Raw genomic sequence first — 20,727 nt, 5'->3', positions numbered from 1 at the left:
CGGATGGATAGAGCCCCCGCCTTGATGACACTTAATGTAGGAGCTGCCGAAGGCTGCGATCTTTTGATCTTGAACAAATCAACATCAAAAGATCGCAGCCTTCGGCAGCTCCTACAACGATCAGAGGTGCTCTTGCGCCCAGCTGCGGACTTCGGCGTAGGGATATTCTTCCAATACCGCAAACCCGGGAATCGCACGCGCCTTGAGCTTGGTGAACAGCGGCACGCTGATCCCGCACAGAAACCTCGTCAGCCGCTCAGCCGTTGGAATCACCCCAGTGTGCTGCTCGTGCCTGTGGATAAAATCGCCACATAACGCCGCAAAGTTTTTATCCACAAGCGCTGGCAACTCCGGTGGCGCCGGCAACCGCGCAACCTGGCCGTGACACACTGAACAATGCCCACACTGCTCGGGCGCATTGTGATCACCGAAATACTCGGCCAAGCGATAGCCCAGGCAGCGCTCGCTGGCGAAGACTTCAAGCATCGTGTGGATGCGCGCCACTTCGGCCTGTTCATGCCGGGTGAAATAGTCATGCAACTCAGCGCTCAGGGCATCGCTGTCAAATTCACTATTCAGCAGGCTATAGACCTCGGTCATCTGCTTGCTTTCCAGCTCGACCCAGCCCTTCTCCTGAAAATAATCCAGCGCCTTCACCACTCGATTGCGCTCGGCGGAATACTGCGAGTACATCGCCTCGAAATTCACCGTGGCCCAGGTGCGTGCGCGCGCCGAGGTCTGAATGATCGCAGCGACGAAATCCCTGCGTTCACCTTCGAAGCGCTCAAGCAGCGCTTCGGGTTCCAGCAGGTATTTGAAACGGTATTCGGCGTAGTAGGCGTAGCGCGGCGCGATCAAGCCGCGCAGTTCCAGTTGCACCAGCAATGTCTTCAGCGGAAGTGAGCGAATATTGCTCTGATCCGCCAATGGCCCAAGCAGAAACTCCCACTGCCCGTCCGGCACCGAGGCTTTCAGTTCGTCGAGCACATAACGAATGCCGTCGCGCTCCGGGGTATCACCGTAGACGAAATTTTCCAGCACATTGAGGCTGTCGCGATTGGCTAATACCAGACAGTCCGACGGCTGCCCGTCACGCCCGGCGCGGCCGATTTCCTGGCTGTAATTTTCGATGGATTTCGGCAGGTCGAAGTGCACGACATTGCGGATGTCACTTTTGTCGATGCCCATGCCGAACGCGATGGTCGCGACGATGCAATTGGATTGCCCGGCCATGAAGCGTTTCTGGATCGCTTCGCGTTTGTCGTGGGCTAAACCGGCGTGATACGCCTCGGCCTGAATGCCGTTGCGCGCAAGGTGTTCAGCGATGTGCTCAGCAGTCTTCTGCAAGGTCACATAGACGATGCTTGGCTGCCCCGGCCGCTCGGCCATCCACTCCACCAGACGCCGGCGCTTGTCCTGGCCACGTACCGGTTCCACCAGTAGATTGAGGTTGGGCCGATAGAAACCGGTGGTCACCACATCGTCAGCGGCGATAGCGAATTTGGCCTGCATGTCGGCGATGACTTTAGGCGTTGCGGTGGCTGTCAGCAGCAAAGTTTGCGGGATGTTGAACTGGCGCTGATAGTCCGGCAGCTTCAGGTAGTCGGGGCGGAAGTTGTGGCCCCACTCCGAGATGCAATGCGCCTCGTCCACCACCAGTAACGAGATCGGCACCTGCTGCAGAAAGTTGCGGAAGCGCTCGTTTTTCAAGCGCTCCACCGAGATCATCAGAATCTTCAATTCACCCGAACGGGCGCGAGCCATCACGTCATTGGCATCATCGCGACTCTGCGCCGAATCGATGCTGCCCGCCGAGATACCGTGACGTTGTAAAAAGGCCAGTTGATCCTGCATCAACGCCAGCAACGGCGAGACCACCAACGTCAGATGCGGCAGCATCAGCGCCGGCAATTGATAGCAAATCGACTTGCCGGAACCGGTGGGGAAAATCGCCGCCGCCGAGCGCCCGGCCAGCACCGCACTGATCGCGGTTTCTTGACCGGGTCGAAACTGTGGAAAACCAAAAACCTGTTCCAGGGTGTTGTGCATTCGCTGTCACTCCATTGACTGCTGCCATGCCAACAGCCTAGCGGGCGATCGCAGCGAGTCGAGAAAAGGTCGGGGCCAAATCGATTCGGAATGATACAGCGGATGTCACGAACACCGTGGCACTCTGTGGGAGCGAGCCTGCTCGCGAAGAGGCCAGTCGCCACATCACAAAGCTTAAAAAATCAGGGACGCAACACCGCCACCCGCAACTGCTCATTCAGCATCTGCTCATGCACGCCCTGACTCTTGCTCGCCCACAACGCATGGGCCGGGCTGATGTCGCCGGTAAACGCTGCCGCCAACTGACGCAAGTCAGCGACGCTGCGCACACGCGGGCAAAACGGTTGCTCATCACAGTTCTGGCTGGCGTTGCGATAGGTGCTCAGCAATCCCTCCCAGAGGCCGTCGCGCACGTGGCGAATCGACTTCAGTTGCACGTGGGGCACACCGAGTCGCTGCTCAAGCCCTTCCTCATCCAGCGCCTCGCTGGCCAGCAGGGCTTTAGCGAACATCAACACCTCACCGCGTGAAGCCGTGTCCATATTCGCCTGGCTGATAAGGGCCTCCGGCCAGTCGGTGCGATCGAGGCGATCCAGCACCCATGCATTGCCAACTTCAGAGGCCATGGCCAAACGGCAAGTGCCCAGCCCGAGCAATAAAATTGCGGCCATTCGTAGCCAGTGCATACCTAATTCCCTTTAAGCGCGTGTCAGACGTTTGGAAGCGCCCTACAGATTCTGGCGCGCACGATACAGCGGTTTACCGCGAATCGCCTGACAATCACGTAGGAATTATTACGCCTAAGGGTTTTGGCCTGAAAAAGCTGCGAAAACACGTAGGGCATTTCCTCAAAACACGGAAAAACCCCTACGAATACTGTCCATTGCAGCTGTCTTGTCCCACAGAGAAACGCCCTTCTATAGTGGCCGGCGCGGCTGCAAACCCGCTGCCGGCCCGCCCCAGCGCCTTCGAACAGGACACGCCTCACCATGATCAACCGCTATCGCCCCCTCAAGACCTGCTACAGCGAAAACCCGGTACTGCTTATCGACAGCCACTCAAGCCAGACGGATCTGATCAATGCCGCCGATCAGCGTTTACGGGCGGCCGGGGATTTGCTGGAAACGCTCTACTGCTTATGTTTCAAGCAGGCTGACGTGAAAGATATTCCCAACATCGTCAATGCACTTTATCTGTTGGTGCAGGATGGCTGCGACTTACTTGAAGTTGCCAAACAAAAACCACCGCAAACAACATACAACTGAACCACACTACAAATACGGAAACACCACCACGCTTTATTTATACATGCAACTGACACTAACTTGTTCGCTCTTACAACTAAACGAGAGCAACACCATGACAGTTTTAACCATATTTTTTTGCGGCACCGGATCCAACAAGTTTGACACTACCCATGAAAACTTCTGGGACGGCGAACTGGTTTCCACACTGGCATCCAACCATACCGGCCGGGAATTCGCCGAGTGGATCGTGGTCGACGGACCTGGCAGTGGCAACCTGCAAGCCGACGACCTGTTCACCAAGACCGAGGAGTACGGTCTTACCGGCACGCTGTTTGGCAAAGGCTGGGAGGAAAACGTGCGGCATGCCATCAATATCATCAAGGGCAAATGCGACTGGCAGCGCGAACAACTCACCGAGGCCGAATACAACCGCCTTAAAGCGGCTGGCATTCCTATTGAGGATGTAAAAATCGAAGGTTCGTGGCTCTGGCGTAAATATAATTATGGCGATCGCTGCGTGACCCAACAGAAGTTACAGGAGCAGATCATCAAGACGTTTCGCAAGGATGGCGCTATTCCCACTCAGGTCAATCTGGTGGGCTGGAGTCGCGGCGGCATAAGTTGCCACATGCTGGCCAATGCGATGTTAAATGATCGAGAGCTGAACAATATTCCGGTGAATATATTTGCTCTTGATCCAGTACCGGGAATCGGCAACTTCCAGGATCAGCGCGTAAAACTTGGCGCCAACGTCAAAGAATATGTTGCGTTCTATGCCCGTGATGAACGTTCTAAAGGTTTCAGCTGTGTGATCCCGCAGACCGCCACCGGCACCAAAACCAGCGTCTACCCCATGGCCGGCCGCCACGCGACCATGGCCGGCAACGCCACAGCTGACGGTGGCGTGCCCACCAGCAGCGGCGACCTGAAAACGCTGGTCGAGCCTGGCCGCATCGTTCGCCACCTCGCCGAAACCTGCCTCAAGCGCTGGGGCGTGCAACTGAACAAAACCCTGAACCTGAGCGAAACAGATCTGCTGCGCCTGACTGGCGCCATCGTCGCCGACGAATCGCGCTACAAGCAGATGCACAGCGTTTCCTACACCTACTTCACCGAACTGGATCAAGGTGAGCGCTATGTTTCGCTGGGTAGCAAAGGCGTGCCGTTTTCGGCGGTGAAGGGTTCGATCTACGCGCCGGCAACGGGGCTGACGACGAGTTTGTTGGATGTTTCTGCGTATAAACACCTGCGTTGAAAAAAGATGAAGCGTTGGTAGGAACGTCTGATGAAATCTTCGTCCCGTTCCTACGCAACCAGACGCTTTGTCGCCTATCGCCACTTGAGGGCGCGAACCTATAGTCGTGGCTGTCGCTAAGCAATCAGCGGCTCAGGTTTGGTCACCTGAAAACAGAGATAACTGATGCATGCCCTTGTATGCTGCCAGCACATTCTGTCGGCACGCTTTTTATGGCGGCTGTGTTTGGGACGCTTCGGCGTACCGGGTTATCTCTGCCGGTTTGACCAACTTGAACACAGCCCGCCTCCACCGCTTGGTCACGGTAGCAGCGGTTTTTCGATACCTTCAGAGATATCTAAAATGAAAACATGGAATCAGTTTCTTACCGAACGCTACCGCCCACTAGAATCCAATCTCACAGACACCAAGCCTCTGCTCATCGACACCGAGGCCAACCCGCAAGACATCCTCGAATGCGCCGTACAGCGCCTGCGCGCTTCAAGCGACCTGCTAAAAACCCTCTACTGCCTCAACTTCAAACAAGCCGACGTCGAAGACATACCCCACATCACCCACGCCCTCTATCTGCTGACGCAGGACGGCTGCGACCTGCTGCAGGTTGCGCAGCAGCGGATGCTCAACTGGAAGGCTCCAGCCTGAAATCGAGTGATCGTATCGCTCTTATGCACTCTGTGAGAGCGATCAAAAAACGGTAATCAACCATGGGAGCAACCATAAGCAAATTCTTTGATGAGCTGATGGAAAGCGTGCGAGAAATGGACGAAATTCTGCGTGGTGAATGTGCACCATCGCGTATATCCAAGGCTGGCAAAATGATTCAAAAAAACCAACAGACTCTCGATGAACAGCCTCGCTTTAAGGATCGAAAATCCCGACCTATCACTCCACACGATTGCGCTACACTGGAGTCCTGCACCAAGAGGCCTATGAAATGAGCGAATTGACGTTCCAGCAGAAGCAGGCTTATTACGACAAAGTACGCCGGTCAAACTATCTGGCGAGCTTACGTCTGGAAGGTTTCGATACCAGCCGTGCCGATGCCGAGAAACCGCTTCCATCAAGGGAATCGGTCATTGAAAAATATCGTCAGACTGCACGTTAATGACGGACAAATATGGGGTCGGACAAGACCCCTATTGCTACCCTCATAGTGATGTTCTGCGTAACTTGCTCGACATCCATTCTGAAGAAGAACTGCAAAAAGCAGAGCGAGAGCTCTCGGAAATCGCGATCAGTCGATTTCGTCTTCTCCCCCCTCCTTATGATTTAAGTGTCCTGCAGCACGCCCATAAAACTCTTTTTTGCGATGTTTACGATTGGGCCGGGCAGTTGCGTACCGTTAACATCAAAAAGGGACAAACATTTTTCTGCACTGCAGAGCGAATTCTTCCAGAAGCGCAAAAAATCTTTAGCGTGATGGAGCGCTCGGCGTGGTTCGCGGGAATGGGCAAACCAGAACTTGTGGTGAACATCGCTGAGGCTTATGGCGATTTGAATGTCATCCATCCTTTTCGCGAAGGTAATGGCCGAGCGCAACGCCTATTATTTGAACAAATCATTATTAACGCAGGCTTCCCAGTCGATTGGTGGCTGGTTAAAGATGACGCTTGGGTCCCAGCAAACATTGATGCTGTGTGATGTGATTATCGGGGGCTAGTGGCGATCTTTGACCGCTGCATTGGCGAAAAGCTGGCTCTTTAAGTGGCAGTATTCTGGTAGTTAAGGCCATTTTCTGCGGGAATATTGCCAGTTAGTCTTGTTTTCGCCCACAAAAAAGCCGCCCCTAAAGGGCGGCTTTTTCATTCACAACAAACCAATCTTACAACTTAGGCCCTGCAGCCTTGATCGCGTCGCTTACTTCGAACTTCTTGAAGTTCTCGATGAACAGACCGGCCAGTGCTTTCGCAGCCTCGTCGTACGCAGCCTTGTCAGCCCAGGTGTTGCGCGGGTTGAGCAGGTTGGTTTCAACGCCCGGTACGGCCAGTGGCACGTCGAGGTTGATAGTGTCGAGGTGTTCAGTGGCTGCACCGATCAGCGCGCCGCTCTGGATCGCTGCGATCACTGCGCGGGTGGTCGGGATGTTGAAGCGTTTGCCAACGCCGTAGCCGCCGCCGGTCCAGCCGGTGTTTACCAGGTAGACCTTGGAGCCGAAGCCGCGGATGCGTTTGATCAGCAGTTCCGCGTATTCGCCGGCCGGGCGCGGGAAGAACGGTGCGCCGAAGCAGGTGGAGAAGGTCGACTTGATGCCGCTGCCCGAACCCATTTCAGTCGAGCCCACCAGCGCGGTGTAGCCGGACAGGAAGTGGTAGGCCGCTTGTTCTTCGTTGAGGATCGACACTGGCGGCAGTACGCCGGTCAGGTCGCAAGTCAGGAAGATCACCGCGTTTGGCTCGCCACCGAGGTTGTGCTCGGAACGCTTGGCTACGTGCTCCAGCGGGTACGCGGCGCGGCTGTTCTGGGTCAGGCTGACATCGGCGTAGTCGGCGTGCTTGGCGTCGTCGATCACGACGTTTTCCAGCACGGCGCCGTGCTTGATGGCTTTCCAGATAACCGGCTCGTTCTTCTCGGAGAGGTCGATGCACTTGGCATAGCAACCACCTTCGATGTTGAACACCACGCCTTCGCCCCAGCCGTGTTCGTCGTCACCGATCAGGTAACGGCTTTCATCGGCCGACAGGGTGGTTTTACCGGTGCCCGACAGACCGAAGAACAGGGTCACGTCGCCTTCTTCGCCGATGTTGGCAGCACAGTGCATTGGCAGCACGTCAGCAGCCGGCAGCAGGAAGTTCTGCACGGAGAACATGGCTTTCTTCATCTCACCGGCGTAACGCATGCCGGCGATCAGGACTTTCTTCTGTGCGAAGTTGAGGATCACGCAACCGTCGGAGTTGGTGCCGTCACGCTCAGGCACGCACTCGAAGTTGGCCACGTTGAGCACTTGCCACTCTTCACGACCGGCCGGGTTGTACTGGGCCGGGTTAATGAACAGGCAACGACCGAACAGATTCTGCCAGGCAGTCTGGGTGGTCATTTTCACGGCCAGGTAGTGATCTTCCGCCGCGCCTACATGCACGTGGGACACAAAGTGCTCTTGCGCGTTGTTGAATGCTTCTACACGAGCCCACAGCGCGTCGAACTTGTCGGCCGGGAACTTGCGGTTGATCGGGCCCCAGGCAATAGCGGCCTGGGTGGAAGGCTCTTCAACGATGAAACGGTCAACAGGCGAACGACCGGTGCGGTGACCAGTGCGAACAACCAGAGCGCCGGTATCGGCAAGCTCGCCCTCACCGCGGTTCAGGGCTTCTTTTACCAGATCATCAACACTCAGATCGGTGTACACGGCGTTATTGGCTTGCGTCATGAGGTTCCCCGTCGGCCAGTGGCCGAGTGTGCTCCAAACGTTTTGTAGTAGAAAGTCGTGCACTACTACCGCGAAAAAAGTGGGCCGGATTATGCCAGAAAAGCCCAAAAAGAGTAGGGTCCTCCCGTCGTAACGGCGAAATTCCGTCGTTACGCAGTGAATTTACCTGCGCTGAACCGTTTTAGTGCCGGGTATCTGACGGCGTGTCGACGCCTGCGCCAGCGAACAATTGAGCAACATCCGTGGCATCGAACAGGTAGCGCTCGTTACAGAACTGGCAATCAACCTCGATGTTGCCACCGTGTTCGACCACCAATTGCTGCGCATCTTCCAGACCCAGACTGACCAACGCATTGCCGGAGCGTTCCCGCGAGCAACTGCAACGGAAGCGCAGTTTCTGCACATCGAACAGACGAACCTGCTCTTCGTGGTAGAGGCGATGCAGTACGGTTTCGTTGTCCAGGCTGAGCAATTCATCGGCGGTCAGGGTGGTGGCCAGTGCGGTGATGTGCTGCCAGCTGGCGGCGCGATCTTCTTCGTCTTTCAGACGATCGGCCGGCAGTTGCTGCAGTAGCAGGCCGCGAGCGCGACGACCGTCGGCAAACAGCTTGAAGCGGGTGCCGACCTGTTGCGACATGACGAAATAGTTGGTGAAGCAATCGGACAGGGTTTCGCCGTCGAGATCGACAATGCCCTGATAGCGCTGGCCGACAGTCGGGTCGACGGTCAACGCCAGAACGCCATTGGGCATCAGATCGGCGAGGGTAGCGTCCGCAGCAATCTGGTCAGCGTGATAACGCGCCAGACCACGGATGTCGCGCTCGCTGGAGCACTCGATCATCAGCATCGGGATCGGGCCTTCGGAACGCGCCTGCAGAATCAGCAAGCCGTCGAACTTCAAGGTGCCCACCAGCAACGAGGCCGCCGCCATCAATTCGCCGAGCAGTTGTGCGACCGGCTCCGGGTACGGGTGCTTGGCGAGGACTTCGGCGTAGCTGCGTTCAAGTGCGACCAGTTCGCCGCGTGTGTCGCTGTCATCAAAGATGAAACGTTGGGTGAAATCGGTATCCGGTAGGTCGGTCATAATTTTGGGTATCTGAATGTGGTGACAAAATGGTTACAAGACGTGAAAATTTGCACTTCTTGGCACTCTTTTTGGTGCCGACTGCTCTGCCATGGGAGGCATTTTATGAACAATCCGGGTTTGTTCCAATCAAGGTGGAACCTCGGCCGGCTGGTTCTGTGCAACATAGTGCCATTAGCGCTACTGGCTTTCTGGTTATGGCCTACGGGCAACTCGCTGTGTGTGATTTTCGACGAGTGGCTGTTTCGCTCACTCAATGCACCGCTGGCCAGCAACCCCATATGGCTCCACATCTGGGCAATTGCAAGTATGCGTCCGTTCGACATCGTCGTGGGCTTGATCCTGCTGACGCTGCTGATCAAGGGCGACTGGGTGTTCAAGGCGATTGACGTGCGCCGGGCTTTTTTCGGTTTTCTTTCGATCCTGCTATTGATGGTGCTGATTCGCGCACTGTTTTCCAAGTTCGCCGACCATATGGATTGGCAGCACAGCAGCCCGTCGATGATGCTTGAGGGAGCTGTGCACATCAGCGATTACTTCCCGAATCTGGAAAAAACCTGGGAAGTGAAGGATCGCTCGAGCCAGAGCTTTCCCGGTGACCACGCTTCGGTGTTGTTGATCTGGGCGCTGTTCATGGGCGTGTTCAGCCGTACGGCCGGCCAGTTCGTGACGATCTGGGGCCTGGCGCTGTTGTTCATGCTGCCGCGCCTGGTGGCCGGTGCGCATTGGGGTCAGGACGATTACATCGGCGGTGTGCTACTCGCGGTGTGGGCGTTGGGCTGGGGTTACTACACGCCGTTTGCGTATCACGCCTCGAACTTCTGGCTGAAGGTGACGGCGCCGATCTTTGTGTTGCTGGGCAAGTTGCCGCTGGTTGCGCGGATGAGTGTGGTGCGTAGCGCCTGATACCGAGCGGTCTTCGGCGAGGGCTGCGCCCTCGATTCGCGAGCAGGCTTGCTCCCACATTAGAATGCAATCTCCTGTGGAAGTGAGCCTGCTCGCGAAGAGGCCAGCAGCAACAATGCGATTATTCGTCGTTACTACTGCCGCGAAACTTGAACAAATCCCGCCGCTGCTTCTTGCTCGGTTTGCCGTCGGTGCTCACGCCCAACGCCCCCGCCTTGCGCATTGCCGCAGCCGCTTCACGTTTGGCAATACTCGCCTCGGTCTCCGCATACAACGTCTGCGCTTCGGGTGCGCCGCGTCGAACAATCGACAACGCCTCGACCTTCACCGTACGCACTTCAAAGCCGGTACGAATCTCGAACTCATCGCCGATGCGTGGCTCTTTGCCAGGCTTGCAGCGCTCGCCGCGACAATGCACCTTGCCACTCTCGATCGCTGCTTTGGCCAAGGCACGGGTTTTGTAAAAACGCGCGGCCCACAGCCACTTGTCGAGACGGACCTTGTCGTCCTCTTCGCTTTTTTGTGCCATGGCATTTCCTCATTCTGAAATATTGATGAACTGTACTACCGTTTCACTCATGTCATGAATGACCGCGTCCCGGATTACAATGCGCGCGTTTCGGCGCCTGCTTCCGGGGCCGGAAATCCGGGCTGTAGAAATCTGTCGCCTTTTAACCCTTATTCTGCGTGAATACCGCGAATCCGGCCTCGTGCGGGCTGAAGCGGTTGTCACGGTTGAGCATTTTTTTGAAGACATTTGACCATTTGACCGTTGTCGGTCTGCGCGAGTGGGTGGCGCTCCCGGATTTGGGAGTTGCGGGCCTGCGAGCAAAAATCGACACCGGCGCCAGCACCTCCAGCCTGCATGCCACCGACATCGAGCCGTTCGAACGCGACGGCGAGAAGTGGGTGCGATTCACTGCGCACCTGGGCACGGTGGTGCAGTTGCGCCACCGCCGCTGCGAAGCCCCTCTGGTAACACGCAAAACCATCAAAAGCTCCAACGGCCATGCGCAGGTGCGCTACGTCATCAGCACTACCCTGGCCCTCGGTGATCGGGTCTGGCCGGTCGAGTTCACGCTCGCCTGCCGCAAGTCCATGCGCTATCGCCTGTTGCTCGGTTCCAAAGCCCTGATCGATGGCCAGTTGGTGGTCAATCCGGGCATCAAATATGTACAAGACAAGCCGGTGTTCCCGGTATCTACCTCTTCCACAGGTGTTGCATGAAGATCGCTGTGCTGTCGCGGAACCCGCGTCTGTATTCCACCCGCCGTCTGGTCGAAGCCGGAACCGAGCGCGGGCATGAAATGGTAGTGATCGACACCCTGCGCGCCTACATGAACATCGCCAGCCACAAGCCGCAGATCCACTATCGCGGCAAACCGCTGGAAGGCTTCGATGCGGTGATCCCGCGGATCGGTGCGTCGGTGACGTTTTATGGTTGCGCGGTGTTGCGCCAGTTCGAAATGATGGGGGTATTTCCGCTCAACGAGTCGGTGGCCATCGCCCGTTCGCGGGACAAGCTGCGTTCGCTGCAACTGCTGTCGCGGCGCGGCATCGGTCTGCCGGTGACGGGTTTTGCTCACTCGCCGGATGACATTCCCGATCTGATCGACATGGTCAACGGCGCACCGCTGGTGATCAAGGTGCTGGAAGGCACGCAGGGCATCGGCGTGGTGCTGTGCGAAACCGCCACGGCCGCAGAATCGGTGATCGAGGCGTTCATGGGCCTGAAGCAGAACATCATGGTTCAGGAGTACATCAAGGAAGCCGGCGGTGCCGATATTCGTTGCTTCGTGGTCGGCGACAAAGTGATCGCGGCGATGAAGCGTCAGGCCAAACCGGGTGAGTTCCGCTCCAATCTGCATCGCGGCGGCAGCGCCAGCCTGATCAAAATCACCCCGGAAGAACGCATGACCGCGTTGCGCGCGGCCAAGGTCATGGGCCTGGCAGTGGCGGGTGTGGATATCCTGCGTTCCAATCACGGGCCGTTGGTGATGGAAGTGAATTCGTCGCCGGGGCTGGAAGGGATCGAGACCACCACCGGCAAGAATGTGGCGGGGATCATCATTGAGCATCTTGAGAAGAATGGCGGGCCGAATATGACCCGGACCAAAGGCAAGGGCTAAAAGCGAGCCCCTCACCCTAGCCCTCTCCCGAAGGGAGAGGGGACTGATTGGGGGATGCTTAAAAGATACGCCGACCTGATCCTGCTGTGCCGAATCCACAATCGCCCCAGTCTTTCAGGTCGATGTATGACGCCAGACACCTCGGTCGGCTCCCTCTCCCTCTGGGAGAGGGACCGATTGGGGGATGATTAAGAGATACGCCGACTTGATCTTGCTGGACCGGATCCATAATCGACTCAGTCTTTCAGGTCGATGTATGACGCAAAACACCTCGGTCAGCTCCCTCTCCCTCTGGGAGAGGGCTGGGGTGAGGGGCTTTTGACCTACACAGCATCTCGCGGCAGCATCAATCCCAAAGGCAACCTCACCCGCGCTTCCAGTCCACCACCGGACCGATTGCGCAATTCAACATTGCCGCCATGCATCGAAGCAATCCGCTTCACGATCGCCAAGCCCAAGCCAGTGCCCTTCCCGCCCCGCGCACGATCACCACGGGTAAACGGGTTGAAGATCGCCTCCAGCTCCGAAGGGTCAATCCCCGCACCTCGGTCCATCACGCTCAGCACCACATACGGCGCACTGACGTCCCCGGACACATAAGCGGCGACCTCAACGTGACCGCCGGCATGGTTCAAGGCGTTGCCGATCAGGTTGTTCAGCAAGCGTTTCATCGACACCCGACGCAGCGGAAACGGCTGGATCGGCTCCAGACGCAAACGCACTTTCTCTTCATTCTGGTTGTACGGTGCTGCAACCTCGCGCACCAGATCAGTCAGATCCACTTCTTCCACCGACTCGTCACGACCGTCGCGGATGAACGCGAGGAACTGGTCGAGAATCGCGTCCATGTCTTCAATGTCGCGCACCATGTCGTCGGTCAGGTCATTGCGATCGCCCATCAACTCCAGCGACAGCCGCAACCGGGTCAGCGGAGTGCGCAAATCATGAGACACACCGGCGAGCATCAACTCACGCTCGCGCCCGGCCTGCTCGACGTCTTCGGCCATCTGGTTGAAGGCGCGATACACCTCGGTCATCTCGCTCGGCGTATCGCTGATCGGCAGACGTACGCTGCGACCCTGACCGAGTTGCCGGGCGGCATAGACCAGGCGTTTCAATGGCTGGTTGAGTTGGCTGACGAAAATCCACGCCGATGCCGTCGACAGCAAGCCGATGGCAAGGAACCAGCCAAGCACGTTCCAGATTTTCTGGCCGCGCAACGGGTGCGGATACAACGGCACCTTGAGCCAACCGTCACCGAGGCTCGGTGCGCGCACCCACAACGCTGGCGGTGAATGCATGCGCAAGCGCACTTCGGTGTCGGCACCCAGTTCCGCCTGCATCTGCCGCTGGTAGATTTCGCTGTACGGCCAGTGCTGTTCGCCTTCCGGCACACCGGCGCCCACGACCCGAATCAGGGTGGCGGCATCAGCGATCTTCGCGCGGTTTTCTTCATCGGCAGCCCAATAGGCTCGCAGCGTCAGGGCGACGCCGTGGCTGTATTGGCGATCCACCAGCACGTCCTCGTTCATCAACAGATAAACCAGGGTCAGCGCCTTGGAAAACAGCACGACGATAAGCACCAGCCAGAGGGTGCGAGAGAAAAAACTTTGGGGGAACCAGACAGGGGTTTTCATCTATAACCGCTACACACTTGCAGGAGCGAGCAATGCTCGCATATTGCGGATTGCGAGTCTGCGGGCCTGGCCGTTCGACCAAAACCTGCAGACTCGCTCCTACAAATCGCCGATCACTTGGTGGCGGCGCCATCCGGTACAAACACGTAGCCCACGCCCCAGACGGTCTGGATGTAGCGCGGCTTCGATGGATCCGGCTCGATCATGCGGCGCAGACGGGAAATCTGCACATCGATGGAACGCTCGAGGGCATCCCACTCGCGGCCACGGGCCAGGTTCATCAACTTGTCACGAGTCAGCGGCTGACGCGCGTTCATCACCAGAGCCTTGAGTACCGCAAACTCACCGGTGGTGAGCATGTGCACTTCGTCGCCGCGTTTCAGTTCGCGGGTGGCCAGCGACAAGACGTAATCACCGAACGTGACGTTTTCGTCTTCACTGCCCGGTGCGCCTGGTACCGGTGTGGCCTGACGACGCAACACGGCTTTGACGCGGGCCATCAGTTCGTCCGGGTTGAACGGCTTGGCCAGATAATCGTCGGCGCCCAGTTCCAGGCCCTTGATGCGGCTCAACTCATCGCCTTTGGCGGTGAGCATGATGATCGGAATCTGGTTGTTCGCGCCACGCAGACGGCGGCAAGCGGTCAGACCGTCTTCGCCGGGCAGCATCAGGTCGAGGACGACCAGATTGAAAACTTCACGCGACAGCAAACGATCCATCTGTTCGGTGTTCGGTACGGTGCGGGCACGGTAGCCCTTGCTGACGAAAAAACGTTCCAGCAGGCTGCTCAGGCCCGGATCGTCGTCAACGATGAGAATTTTTTCGCCTTCAGCAGTTTGTGCAGTGCTGCTCATTGGATGCTCCTTTTAGCTCGGCGCGCATTATGGCGTAGCTGCCGTTATACGCACCGTGTGCATTGTTAGCAGATTTTTCCTTCACTGCCAGAAAACCGGGGTTTATGCCTACAGACTGCAACGCCCCCGAACGACAGAACGCTGGTTATAATGCGCGGCGTTTTGTGCCAGGCAACGTCTGAATCGTTACCGCAGGTGGCAGGCTTTTTTCCTGCCGAGCGCAGTAATTGTTCGATTTCACGGGTCAATGGGCTGCCTTTTGACCCAGGCAGCGGCAATTTTCTAGCCGCTCAACCAGACTCCGGGCCTTTATTTCCGTGCCTGCGAGCCTGATTTCACAATATGTCAGGTGGTTTTATGGACAGCATCAACAGCCGCATTGCCGAGGAACTCGGCGTACGCCCACAACAGGTCGAAGCGGCCGTCGCGCTACTCGATGAAGGCTCTACCGTTCCCTTCATCGCCCGTTACCGGAAAGAAGTCACCGGCAGCCTCGATGACACCCAGTTGCGTCATCTGGAAGAACGTCTGCGCTACCTGCGAGAACTCGACGAACGGCGCATCAGCATCCTCGCCAGCATCGAAGAGCAAGGCAAACTCACCCCTGCCCTCGAGCGCGACATCAAACTCGCCGACACCAAGACCCGCCTCGAAGACTTGTACCTGCCGTACAAGCAGAAGCGCCGCACCAAGGGCCAGATTGCCCTGGAAGCCGGCCTCGGCGACTTGGCGGACGGCCTGTTCAACGACCCGAACCTGAACCCGGAAACCGAAGCCGCACGCTTCGTCGACGCCGAAAAAGGCGTGGCCGATGTCAAAGCCGCCCTCGAAGGCGCGAAATACATCCTCATGGAGCGCTTCGCCGAAGACGCCAGCCTGCTGGAAAAACTGCGTAACTATCTCAAGCAGGAAGCGACCCTCAGTGCCCGCGTCATCGCTGGCAAGGAAGAAGAAGGCGCCAAGTTCCGCGACTACTTCGAACACGACGAACCGCTGAAAAGCATGCCGTCGCACCGCGCGCTCGCCATTTTCCGTGGCCGCAACGAAGGCATCCTCAGCTCCGCGCTGAAAGTCGGCGATGAACTGCCGGGGACCATGCACCCGTGCGAAGGCATGATCGGCCAGCAATTCAACATCCAGAACCAGAACCGCCCGGCCGACAAATGGCTCGGCGAAGTGGTGCGCTGGACCTGGAAGGTCAAGCTCTACACGCATCTGGAAACCGACCTGCTCGGCGAACTGCGTGACGGCGCCGAAACCGAAGCGATCAACGTGTTCGCCCACAACCTGCACGACTTGCTGCTGGCCGCCCCAGCCGGCCCGCGCGCGACTCTGGGTCTCGACCCGGGCCTGCGTACCGGTTGCAAAGTGGCCGTGGTCGACTCGACTGGCAAGCTGCTGGATCACGCCACGGTTTACCCGCACGTGCCGCACAACAAGTGGGATCAGACCATCGCCATTCTGGCCGCCCTGTGCGCCAAGCACTCGGTTGACCTGATCGCCATCGGCAACGGCACCGCCAGCCGCGAAACCGACAAACTGGCCATCGAGCTGATCAAAAAGTATCCAGCGATGAAGATGACCAAGGTCATGGTTTCCGAAGCGGGTGCATCGGTGTACTCGGCGTCGGAACTGGCGGCCAAGGAATTCCCGGATCTGGACGTGTCGATCCGTGGCGCCGTATCCATCGCCCGTCGTCTGCAGGATCCACTGGCAGAACTGGTGAAAATCGATCCGAAATCCATCGGTGTCGGCCAATACCAGCACGACGTGTCGCAGTTGAAACTGGCGCGTGGCCTGGACGCAGTGGTCGAGGATTGCGTGAACGCCGTCGGCGTTGATGTGAACACTGCTTCGGTAGCACTGCTTGCGCGGATCTCCGGCCTCAACGCGACGCTGGCGCAGAACATCGTGACGCACCGCGATGAGCACGGCGCCTTCAAAACCCGCGCGGCGCTGAAAAAAGTCGCACGTCTGGGCGAAAAAACCTTCGAACAGGCCGCCGGTTTCTTGCGCGTGATGAACGGCGACAACCCGCTGGATTCGTCGGCGGTTCACCCGGAAGCCTATCCGCTGGTGCAGCGCATTGCCGCTGAAACCGACCGCGACATCCGCTCGCTGATCGGTGATGCAAGCTTCCTCAAGCGTCTGGATCCGAAGAAATTCACCGACGAAACCTTCGGTCTGCCGACCGTGACCGACATCCTCCAGGAACTGGAAAAACCGGGCCGCGACCCGCGTCCGGAGTTCAAGACTGCCGAGTTCCAGGAAGGCGTCGAAGACCTGAAAGACCTGCAACTGGGGATGATCCTCGAAGGCGTCGTCACCAACGTGACCGCGTTCGGCGCATTCGTCGATATCGGCGTGCATCAGGACGGTCTGGTGCACATCTCGGCGCTGTCGGAGAAATTCATCAAGGATCCGCGTGAAGCGGTGAAGGCCGGTGACGTGGTGAAAGTGAAGGTCATGGAAGTCGACATCCCGCGCAAACGCGTTGGCCTGTCGATGCGCATGGGCGACACCCCCGGCGAGAAAATCGACGGTGCCCGTGGTTCGCGTCCGGGCTCGGCGCAGCGCCAGCCTTCGAACAATGCGCCACGCAAGGAAACCTCGACCGCCGCACCAGTGAACAACGCGATGGCCTCGCTGTTCGCCAACGCCAAGCAGTTGAAGAAACGCTGATGGAAATTCCGGCCGGGCTCGTCGAGAGCGCGTTTTTCAAGCTGTTGGGCTGCCGCCTGCACAGCCTGGAAACCGGGGTGGCGCAAGTCGCCCTGGTGCTGGAACCGGAACTGCGCAATCGCGGCGGCAAATTGCACGGTGGCGCGCTGTTCAGTCTGGTCGACATCGCCATGGGGCTGGCCTGTTCCAGCACCCACGGCTTCGATCAGCAGAGCGCGACGATCGAGTGCAAGATCAACTATATCCGCGCCGTTTCCGACGGTGAGGTGCTGTGCACGGCGCGGGTGATTCACCCGGGCCGCCGCACGTTGGTGGTCGAAGCCGACGTGATGCAGGGCGACAAACTGGTCGCAAAAGCGCAAGGCACGTTCGCTGTCCTGTAGCTAGACGCCATCAATTTGAGTTAATTTCGGCGCAACGAACCCTGTGGGAGCTGCCGCAGGCTGCGATCTTTTGATTTTGTTTTTCAATAGCAAGATCAAAAGATCGCAGCCTGCGGCAGCTCCTACAGGTATGTGTGCGGCTGACCGGCTAGAAAAACCAGGCGATAACGCCAGTTTCAACTTCACCCTTGTAGACCGTCCTGCCCACCCCCATATTGGGGCGACTGACGCGTGAAGGAATCCAAATTGAGCGAACTTCTCAACCGCCGCCTGGCTCTGCTCGGCGAGCGCGCTAACCTCTCTCTGCTCGAGCAGTGCCTGCACGGTATCGAACGTGAATGCCTGCGCGTGACCAGCGAAGGTCGCCTGGCGCAAACGCCGCACCCCGAAGCCTTGGGTTCCGCGCTGACCAACGAACAGATCACCACCGACTACTCCGAGTCGCTGCTGGAATTCATCACGCCCGCCCTGCCGGATCCGGCTGATACCTTGGCGAGCCTGGACAAGATTCACCGTTTTGCCTACAGCAAACTCGGCAACGAGTACCTGTGGAGTCCATCGATGCCGTGCCCGTTGCCGGCCGAGGAAGACATCCCGATCGCCTATTACGGCACCTCCAACATCGGTCAGCTCAAATACGTCTACCGCAAGGGCCTGGCCCTGCGTTACGGCAAGACCATGCAGTGCATCGCCGGGATTCACTACAACTTCTCCCTGCCGGAAAAGCTCTGGCCGCTGCTGCGCGAGACCGAAGGGTTTGTCGGCACTGATCGCGATTTTCAGTCGTTTTCCTACATCGCGCTGATCCGTAATTTCCGTCGTTACAGCTGGCTGCTGATGTACCTGTTCGGTGCATCGCCTGCGCTGGACGCCGGTTTCCTGCGTGGTCGTTCGCATCAGCTGGAACAGCTCGATCCGGACACCTTGTATCTGCCGTACGCCACCAGCCTGCGCATGAGCGACCTCGGTTACCAGAGCAACGCCCAGGCCGGTCTGACCCCGTGCTACAACGATCTGGCGAGCTACACCGACAGCCTGCGCAAAGCCGTGGCCACGCCGTACGCGCCGTACGTTGAAGTCGGCACGCACCAGGATGGCGAGTGGGTGCAACTCAACACCAACATCCTGCAGATCGAAAACGAGTACTACTCCAACATCCGCCCGAAACGCGTGACCTACACCGGCGAGCGGCCGATTCAGGCGCTGGTGGCCCGTGGCATTCAGTACGTCGAAGTGCGTTGCCTGGACATCAACCCGTTCCTGCCAATGGGCATCGACCTCACCGAGTCGCGCTTCCTCGACGCGTTCCTGCTGTATTGCGCGCTGAACGACAGTCCGCTGCTGACCAACACGTCGTGCGGCAACGCGACGTCGAACTTCCTCAGCGTGGTCAAGGAAGGTCGTCGTCCGGGTCTGCAATTGCAGCGTGACGGTGAGTCGGTGGAGATGAAGACCTGGGCAGCCGAACTGCTGGAACAAATTGCTCCATTGGCGGCGTTGCTGGATCAGAGCCATGGCGGTGATGCGCACAGCAAGGCGCTGGATGCACAACTGGCCAAGGTCAACGACCCGTCCCTGACGCCATCCGCGCAAGTGCTGGCGGCGATGGCTGAGCACAAGGAAAGCTTTGCGCAGTTCTCGTTGCGTCAGAGCCAGGCGCATGCGGAGTTTTTCCGTAGCGAGCCTTTGGCGGCGGATGAGCAGGCGAAGTTCGAGGAGCTGGCGCGTACGTCGCTGGCAGCGCAGGCTGAGCTGGAGCAGAACGAGGTGGGGGATTTTGACGTGTTTGTTGGGTCGTATCAGGCGAGTATTTTGGCGATCAGCAACTGAAGAGCCCCTCACCCTAACCCTCTCCCAGAGGGAGAGGGGACTGACCGTGTTGTCAGTTCGAGCTACACCGACCTGAACGACCAAGTCGAACTCAGGATTTGAAAAGCCCCCGATCTGCTCCCTTTCCCCCTCTCCCATTGGGAGAGGGCTGGGGTGAGGGGCTGGATCTCAATGACACAACTTTTCTCGAACACATCTCCCGCTTAGATTTTTCCGCTCATAAGCTCATTCTAAAAAGTTATTTATTTACCGATTCTTAGATCATTTAGTCTCCTTTCACGCCGACGCTCGGTCGCCTGATATGGAGCTGTTCAATGAAACTGAATTTCCCGCTTCGCCTGCTCGCCGTAGCCTCCTTGGCTGCCGCAAGTTTCCTGGCTCAGGCCGCCGACCTCACCGTCGCTTACCAAACCACTGTTGACCCGGCGAAAGTCGCTCAGGCCGACGGCGCTTACGAAAAAGCCACCAAAGCCGACATCGCCTGGCGCAAGTTCGATAACGGCGCCGACATCATCGCCGCCATCGCCTCCGGTGACGTGCAGATCGGCTACCTCGGCTCGAGCCCGCTGACTGCCGCGATCACCCGCAAAGTCCCGGTCGAAACCTTCCTCATCGCCACGCAGATCGGCGCCGCTGAAGCACTGGTCGCCCGCGACGGTTCCGGCATCAAGACGCCACAGGATCTGATCGGCAAGAAAATCGCCGTGCCATTCGTATCGACCGGTCACTACAGCCTGCTCGCCGCGCTGAAGCACTGGAACATCGATCCTTCGAAAGTCACCGTGCTCAACCTCGCGCCGCCAGCGATCATCGCAGCGTGGAAACGCGGCGACATCGACGCCACTTACGTGTGGGATCCGGCGCTGGGCGTAGCCAAGGAAAACGGCAAAGTGCTGATCACTTCCGGCGAACTGGCCAAGTTCGGCGCGCCGACCTTCGATGCGTGGATCGTGCGTAAAGACTTCGCCGAGAAGCACCCGGAAATCGTTACTGCATTCGCCAAGGTCACCCTCGACGCCTACGCCGATTACCGCAAAGACCCGAAAGCCTGGCTCGCCGACCAATCCAACGTCGACAAACTGGTGAAACTCTCCGGCGCCAAGGCCAGCGATATTCCGCTGCTGTTGCAAGGCAACGTCTACCCGCTGGCGGCTGATCAAGTCGTCAGCCTCGGCGCGCCGACCACCAAAGCCATCACTGACACCGCCGCGTTCCTCAAGGAGCAAGGCAAGGTCGAAGCCGTTCTGCCGGACTACGCGCCGTACGTCAGCGCCAAATTCATCACCAACTGATCGGGAGTTAATCGC

19 protein-coding genes are annotated in these 20,727 nt (G+C 58.1%); 12 read left to right on the top strand and 7 right to left on the bottom strand.

Going from position 1 to position 20,727, the window contains the following annotated elements; genetic code table 11:
- Positions 1-120: 120 nt before the first annotated feature.
- Together AC3IUF_RS01350 and AC3IUF_RS01345 are read right to left on the bottom strand one after the other, a co-directional pair.
- Positions 121-2,049, bottom strand: a complete 1,929-nt coding sequence (locus AC3IUF_RS01350) for a RecQ family ATP-dependent DNA helicase (RefSeq protein ID WP_489280159.1) — start codon at positions 2,047-2,049, stop codon at positions 121-123.
- Between the two features lie 182 nt (positions 2,050-2,231).
- Positions 2,232-2,735 carry a hypothetical protein gene (locus tag AC3IUF_RS01345; protein WP_007917950.1) on the bottom strand — a complete coding sequence of 168 codons (504 nt, stop codon included), beginning with the start codon at positions 2,733-2,735 and terminating at the stop codon, positions 2,232-2,234.
- A gap of 303 nt (positions 2,736-3,038) precedes the next feature.
- Between AC3IUF_RS01345 and AC3IUF_RS01340 the strand changes: the two genes are divergently transcribed.
- The 5 genes from AC3IUF_RS01340 (at position 3,039) to AC3IUF_RS01320 (ending at position 6,192) form a co-directional block, all read left to right on the top strand.
- On the top strand, positions 3,039-3,314 hold the full coding sequence (locus tag AC3IUF_RS01340) for a hypothetical protein (protein WP_007917948.1): 276 nt from the start codon (positions 3,039-3,041) through the stop codon (positions 3,312-3,314).
- 94 nt (positions 3,315-3,408) lie between these two features.
- Entirely contained in the window at positions 3,409-4,551 is a 1,143-nt protein-coding gene (locus AC3IUF_RS01335; protein WP_489281587.1) for a hypothetical protein, read from the top strand.
- A 342-nt stretch (positions 4,552-4,893) separates the two neighbouring features.
- On the top strand, positions 4,894-5,193 hold the full coding sequence (locus AC3IUF_RS01330) for a hypothetical protein (protein WP_007917945.1): 300 nt from the start codon (positions 4,894-4,896) through the stop codon (positions 5,191-5,193).
- A gap of 292 nt (positions 5,194-5,485) precedes the next feature.
- Positions 5,486-5,656, top strand: coding sequence for a YhfG family protein (locus AC3IUF_RS01325; RefSeq protein ID WP_007917944.1), 171 nt, complete (start codon positions 5,486-5,488; stop codon positions 5,654-5,656).
- Entirely contained in the window at positions 5,656-6,192 is a 537-nt protein-coding gene (locus tag AC3IUF_RS01320; RefSeq protein ID WP_489280157.1) for a Fic/DOC family protein, read from the top strand. The genes AC3IUF_RS01325 and AC3IUF_RS01320 overlap by 1 nt, the downstream gene beginning before the upstream one ends.
- A gap of 181 nt (positions 6,193-6,373) precedes the next feature.
- On the opposite strand, the gene AC3IUF_RS01315 is transcribed toward AC3IUF_RS01320, so the two are convergent.
- Entirely contained in the window at positions 6,374-7,915 is a 1,542-nt protein-coding gene (locus AC3IUF_RS01315) for a phosphoenolpyruvate carboxykinase (protein WP_007917942.1), read from the bottom strand.
- Between the two features lie 181 nt (positions 7,916-8,096).
- Positions 8,097-8,999, bottom strand: coding sequence for an Hsp33 family molecular chaperone HslO (hslO, locus tag AC3IUF_RS01310; RefSeq protein WP_007917941.1), 903 nt, complete (start codon positions 8,997-8,999; stop codon positions 8,097-8,099).
- Positions 9,000-9,104: 105 nt separating this feature from the next.
- Here hslO and AC3IUF_RS01305 point away from each other — a divergent pair, with 105 nt between their 5' ends.
- Positions 9,105-9,905 carry a phosphatase PAP2 family protein gene (locus tag AC3IUF_RS01305; RefSeq protein WP_489280156.1) on the top strand — a complete coding sequence of 267 codons (801 nt, stop codon included), beginning with the start codon at positions 9,105-9,107 and terminating at the stop codon, positions 9,903-9,905.
- Positions 9,906-10,026: 121 nt separating this feature from the next.
- On the opposite strand, the gene AC3IUF_RS01300 is transcribed toward AC3IUF_RS01305, so the two are convergent.
- Positions 10,027-10,434, bottom strand: coding sequence for an RNA-binding S4 domain-containing protein (locus AC3IUF_RS01300; RefSeq protein ID WP_007917939.1), 408 nt, complete (start codon positions 10,432-10,434; stop codon positions 10,027-10,029).
- A gap of 218 nt (positions 10,435-10,652) precedes the next feature.
- Here AC3IUF_RS01300 and rimB point away from each other — a divergent pair, with 218 nt between their 5' ends.
- Both rimB and rimK read left to right on the top strand, forming a co-directional pair.
- On the top strand, positions 10,653-11,132 hold the full coding sequence (gene rimB / locus AC3IUF_RS01295; protein WP_007917936.1) for a retropepsin-like aspartic endopeptidase RimB: 480 nt from the start codon (positions 10,653-10,655) through the stop codon (positions 11,130-11,132).
- Positions 11,129-12,034: a 30S ribosomal protein S6--L-glutamate ligase gene (gene rimK / locus AC3IUF_RS01290; protein WP_007949201.1), complete on the top strand. Its 906-nt coding sequence runs from the start codon at positions 11,129-11,131 to the stop codon at positions 12,032-12,034. Before rimB ends, rimK begins: the two co-directional genes overlap by 4 nt.
- Positions 12,035-12,357: 323 nt before the next feature.
- Here rimK and AC3IUF_RS01285 read toward each other — a convergent pair whose 3' ends face one another.
- Both AC3IUF_RS01285 and ompR read right to left on the bottom strand, forming a co-directional pair.
- Complete coding sequence (locus AC3IUF_RS01285; RefSeq protein WP_007917930.1) at positions 12,358-13,671, bottom strand: ATP-binding protein; 1,314 nt, start codon at positions 13,669-13,671, stop codon at positions 12,358-12,360.
- 113 nt (positions 13,672-13,784) lie between these two features.
- Positions 13,785-14,525, bottom strand: coding sequence for an osmolarity response regulator transcription factor OmpR (gene ompR, locus AC3IUF_RS01280; RefSeq protein WP_007917928.1), 741 nt, complete (start codon positions 14,523-14,525; stop codon positions 13,785-13,787).
- A gap of 357 nt (positions 14,526-14,882) precedes the next feature.
- Between ompR and AC3IUF_RS01275 the strand changes: the two genes are divergently transcribed.
- From AC3IUF_RS01275 to tauA, 4 genes are all read left to right on the top strand, one after another.
- Positions 14,883-17,207 (top strand): Tex family protein, encoded by a 2,325-nt coding sequence (locus AC3IUF_RS01275; RefSeq protein WP_414894990.1) that lies wholly within the window; start codon positions 14,883-14,885, stop codon positions 17,205-17,207.
- Entirely contained in the window at positions 17,207-17,590 is a 384-nt protein-coding gene (locus tag AC3IUF_RS01270; RefSeq protein ID WP_007917925.1) for a PaaI family thioesterase, read from the top strand. The genes AC3IUF_RS01275 and AC3IUF_RS01270 overlap by 1 nt, the downstream gene beginning before the upstream one ends.
- Before the next feature lie 246 nt (positions 17,591-17,836).
- Positions 17,837-19,420 carry a glutamate--cysteine ligase gene (gene gshA, locus AC3IUF_RS01265; protein WP_095113935.1) on the top strand — a complete coding sequence of 528 codons (1,584 nt, stop codon included), beginning with the start codon at positions 17,837-17,839 and terminating at the stop codon, positions 19,418-19,420.
- 314 nt (positions 19,421-19,734) lie between these two features.
- Entirely contained in the window at positions 19,735-20,712 is a 978-nt protein-coding gene (gene tauA, locus AC3IUF_RS01260) for a taurine ABC transporter substrate-binding protein (protein WP_257356782.1), read from the top strand.
- The last annotated feature ends 15 nt before the right edge of the window (positions 20,713-20,727 follow it).

Source organism: Pseudomonas sp. KH_040 (assembly GCF_057839305.1).
This window is presented reverse-complemented; position numbering and strand designations above follow the sequence as displayed.

Bases quoted from the DNA above. Each gene is read 5' to 3' on its own strand.
- AC3IUF_RS01350 (WP_489280159.1), bottom strand. From the start codon at position 2,049: ATGCACAACACCCTGGAACAGGTTTTTGGTTTTCCACAGTTTCGACCC.
- AC3IUF_RS01345 (WP_007917950.1), bottom strand. From the start codon at position 2,735: ATGCACTGGCTACGAATGGCCGCAATTTTATTGCTCGGGCTGGGCACT.
- AC3IUF_RS01340 (WP_007917948.1), top strand. From the start codon at position 3,039: ATGATCAACCGCTATCGCCCCCTCAAGACCTGCTACAGCGAAAACCCG.
- AC3IUF_RS01335 (WP_489281587.1), top strand. From the start codon at position 3,409: ATGACAGTTTTAACCATATTTTTTTGCGGCACCGGATCCAACAAGTTT.
- AC3IUF_RS01330 (WP_007917945.1), top strand. From the start codon at position 4,894: ATGAAAACATGGAATCAGTTTCTTACCGAACGCTACCGCCCACTAGAA.
- AC3IUF_RS01325 (WP_007917944.1), top strand. From the start codon at position 5,486: ATGAGCGAATTGACGTTCCAGCAGAAGCAGGCTTATTACGACAAAGTA.
- AC3IUF_RS01320 (WP_489280157.1), top strand. From the start codon at position 5,656: ATGACGGACAAATATGGGGTCGGACAAGACCCCTATTGCTACCCTCAT.
- AC3IUF_RS01315 (WP_007917942.1), bottom strand. From the start codon at position 7,915: ATGACGCAAGCCAATAACGCCGTGTACACCGATCTGAGTGTTGATGAT.
- hslO (WP_007917941.1), bottom strand. From the start codon at position 8,999: ATGACCGACCTACCGGATACCGATTTCACCCAACGTTTCATCTTTGAT.
- AC3IUF_RS01305 (WP_489280156.1), top strand. From the start codon at position 9,105: ATGAACAATCCGGGTTTGTTCCAATCAAGGTGGAACCTCGGCCGGCTG.
- AC3IUF_RS01300 (WP_007917939.1), bottom strand. From the start codon at position 10,434: ATGGCACAAAAAAGCGAAGAGGACGACAAGGTCCGTCTCGACAAGTGG.
- rimK (WP_007949201.1), top strand. From the start codon at position 11,129: ATGAAGATCGCTGTGCTGTCGCGGAACCCGCGTCTGTATTCCACCCGC.
- AC3IUF_RS01285 (WP_007917930.1), bottom strand. From the start codon at position 13,671: ATGAAAACCCCTGTCTGGTTCCCCCAAAGTTTTTTCTCTCGCACCCTC.
- ompR (WP_007917928.1), bottom strand. From the start codon at position 14,525: ATGAGCAGCACTGCACAAACTGCTGAAGGCGAAAAAATTCTCATCGTT.
- AC3IUF_RS01275 (WP_414894990.1), top strand. From the start codon at position 14,883: ATGGACAGCATCAACAGCCGCATTGCCGAGGAACTCGGCGTACGCCCA.
- AC3IUF_RS01270 (WP_007917925.1), top strand. From the start codon at position 17,207: ATGGAAATTCCGGCCGGGCTCGTCGAGAGCGCGTTTTTCAAGCTGTTG.
- tauA (WP_257356782.1), top strand. From the start codon at position 19,735: ATGAAACTGAATTTCCCGCTTCGCCTGCTCGCCGTAGCCTCCTTGGCT.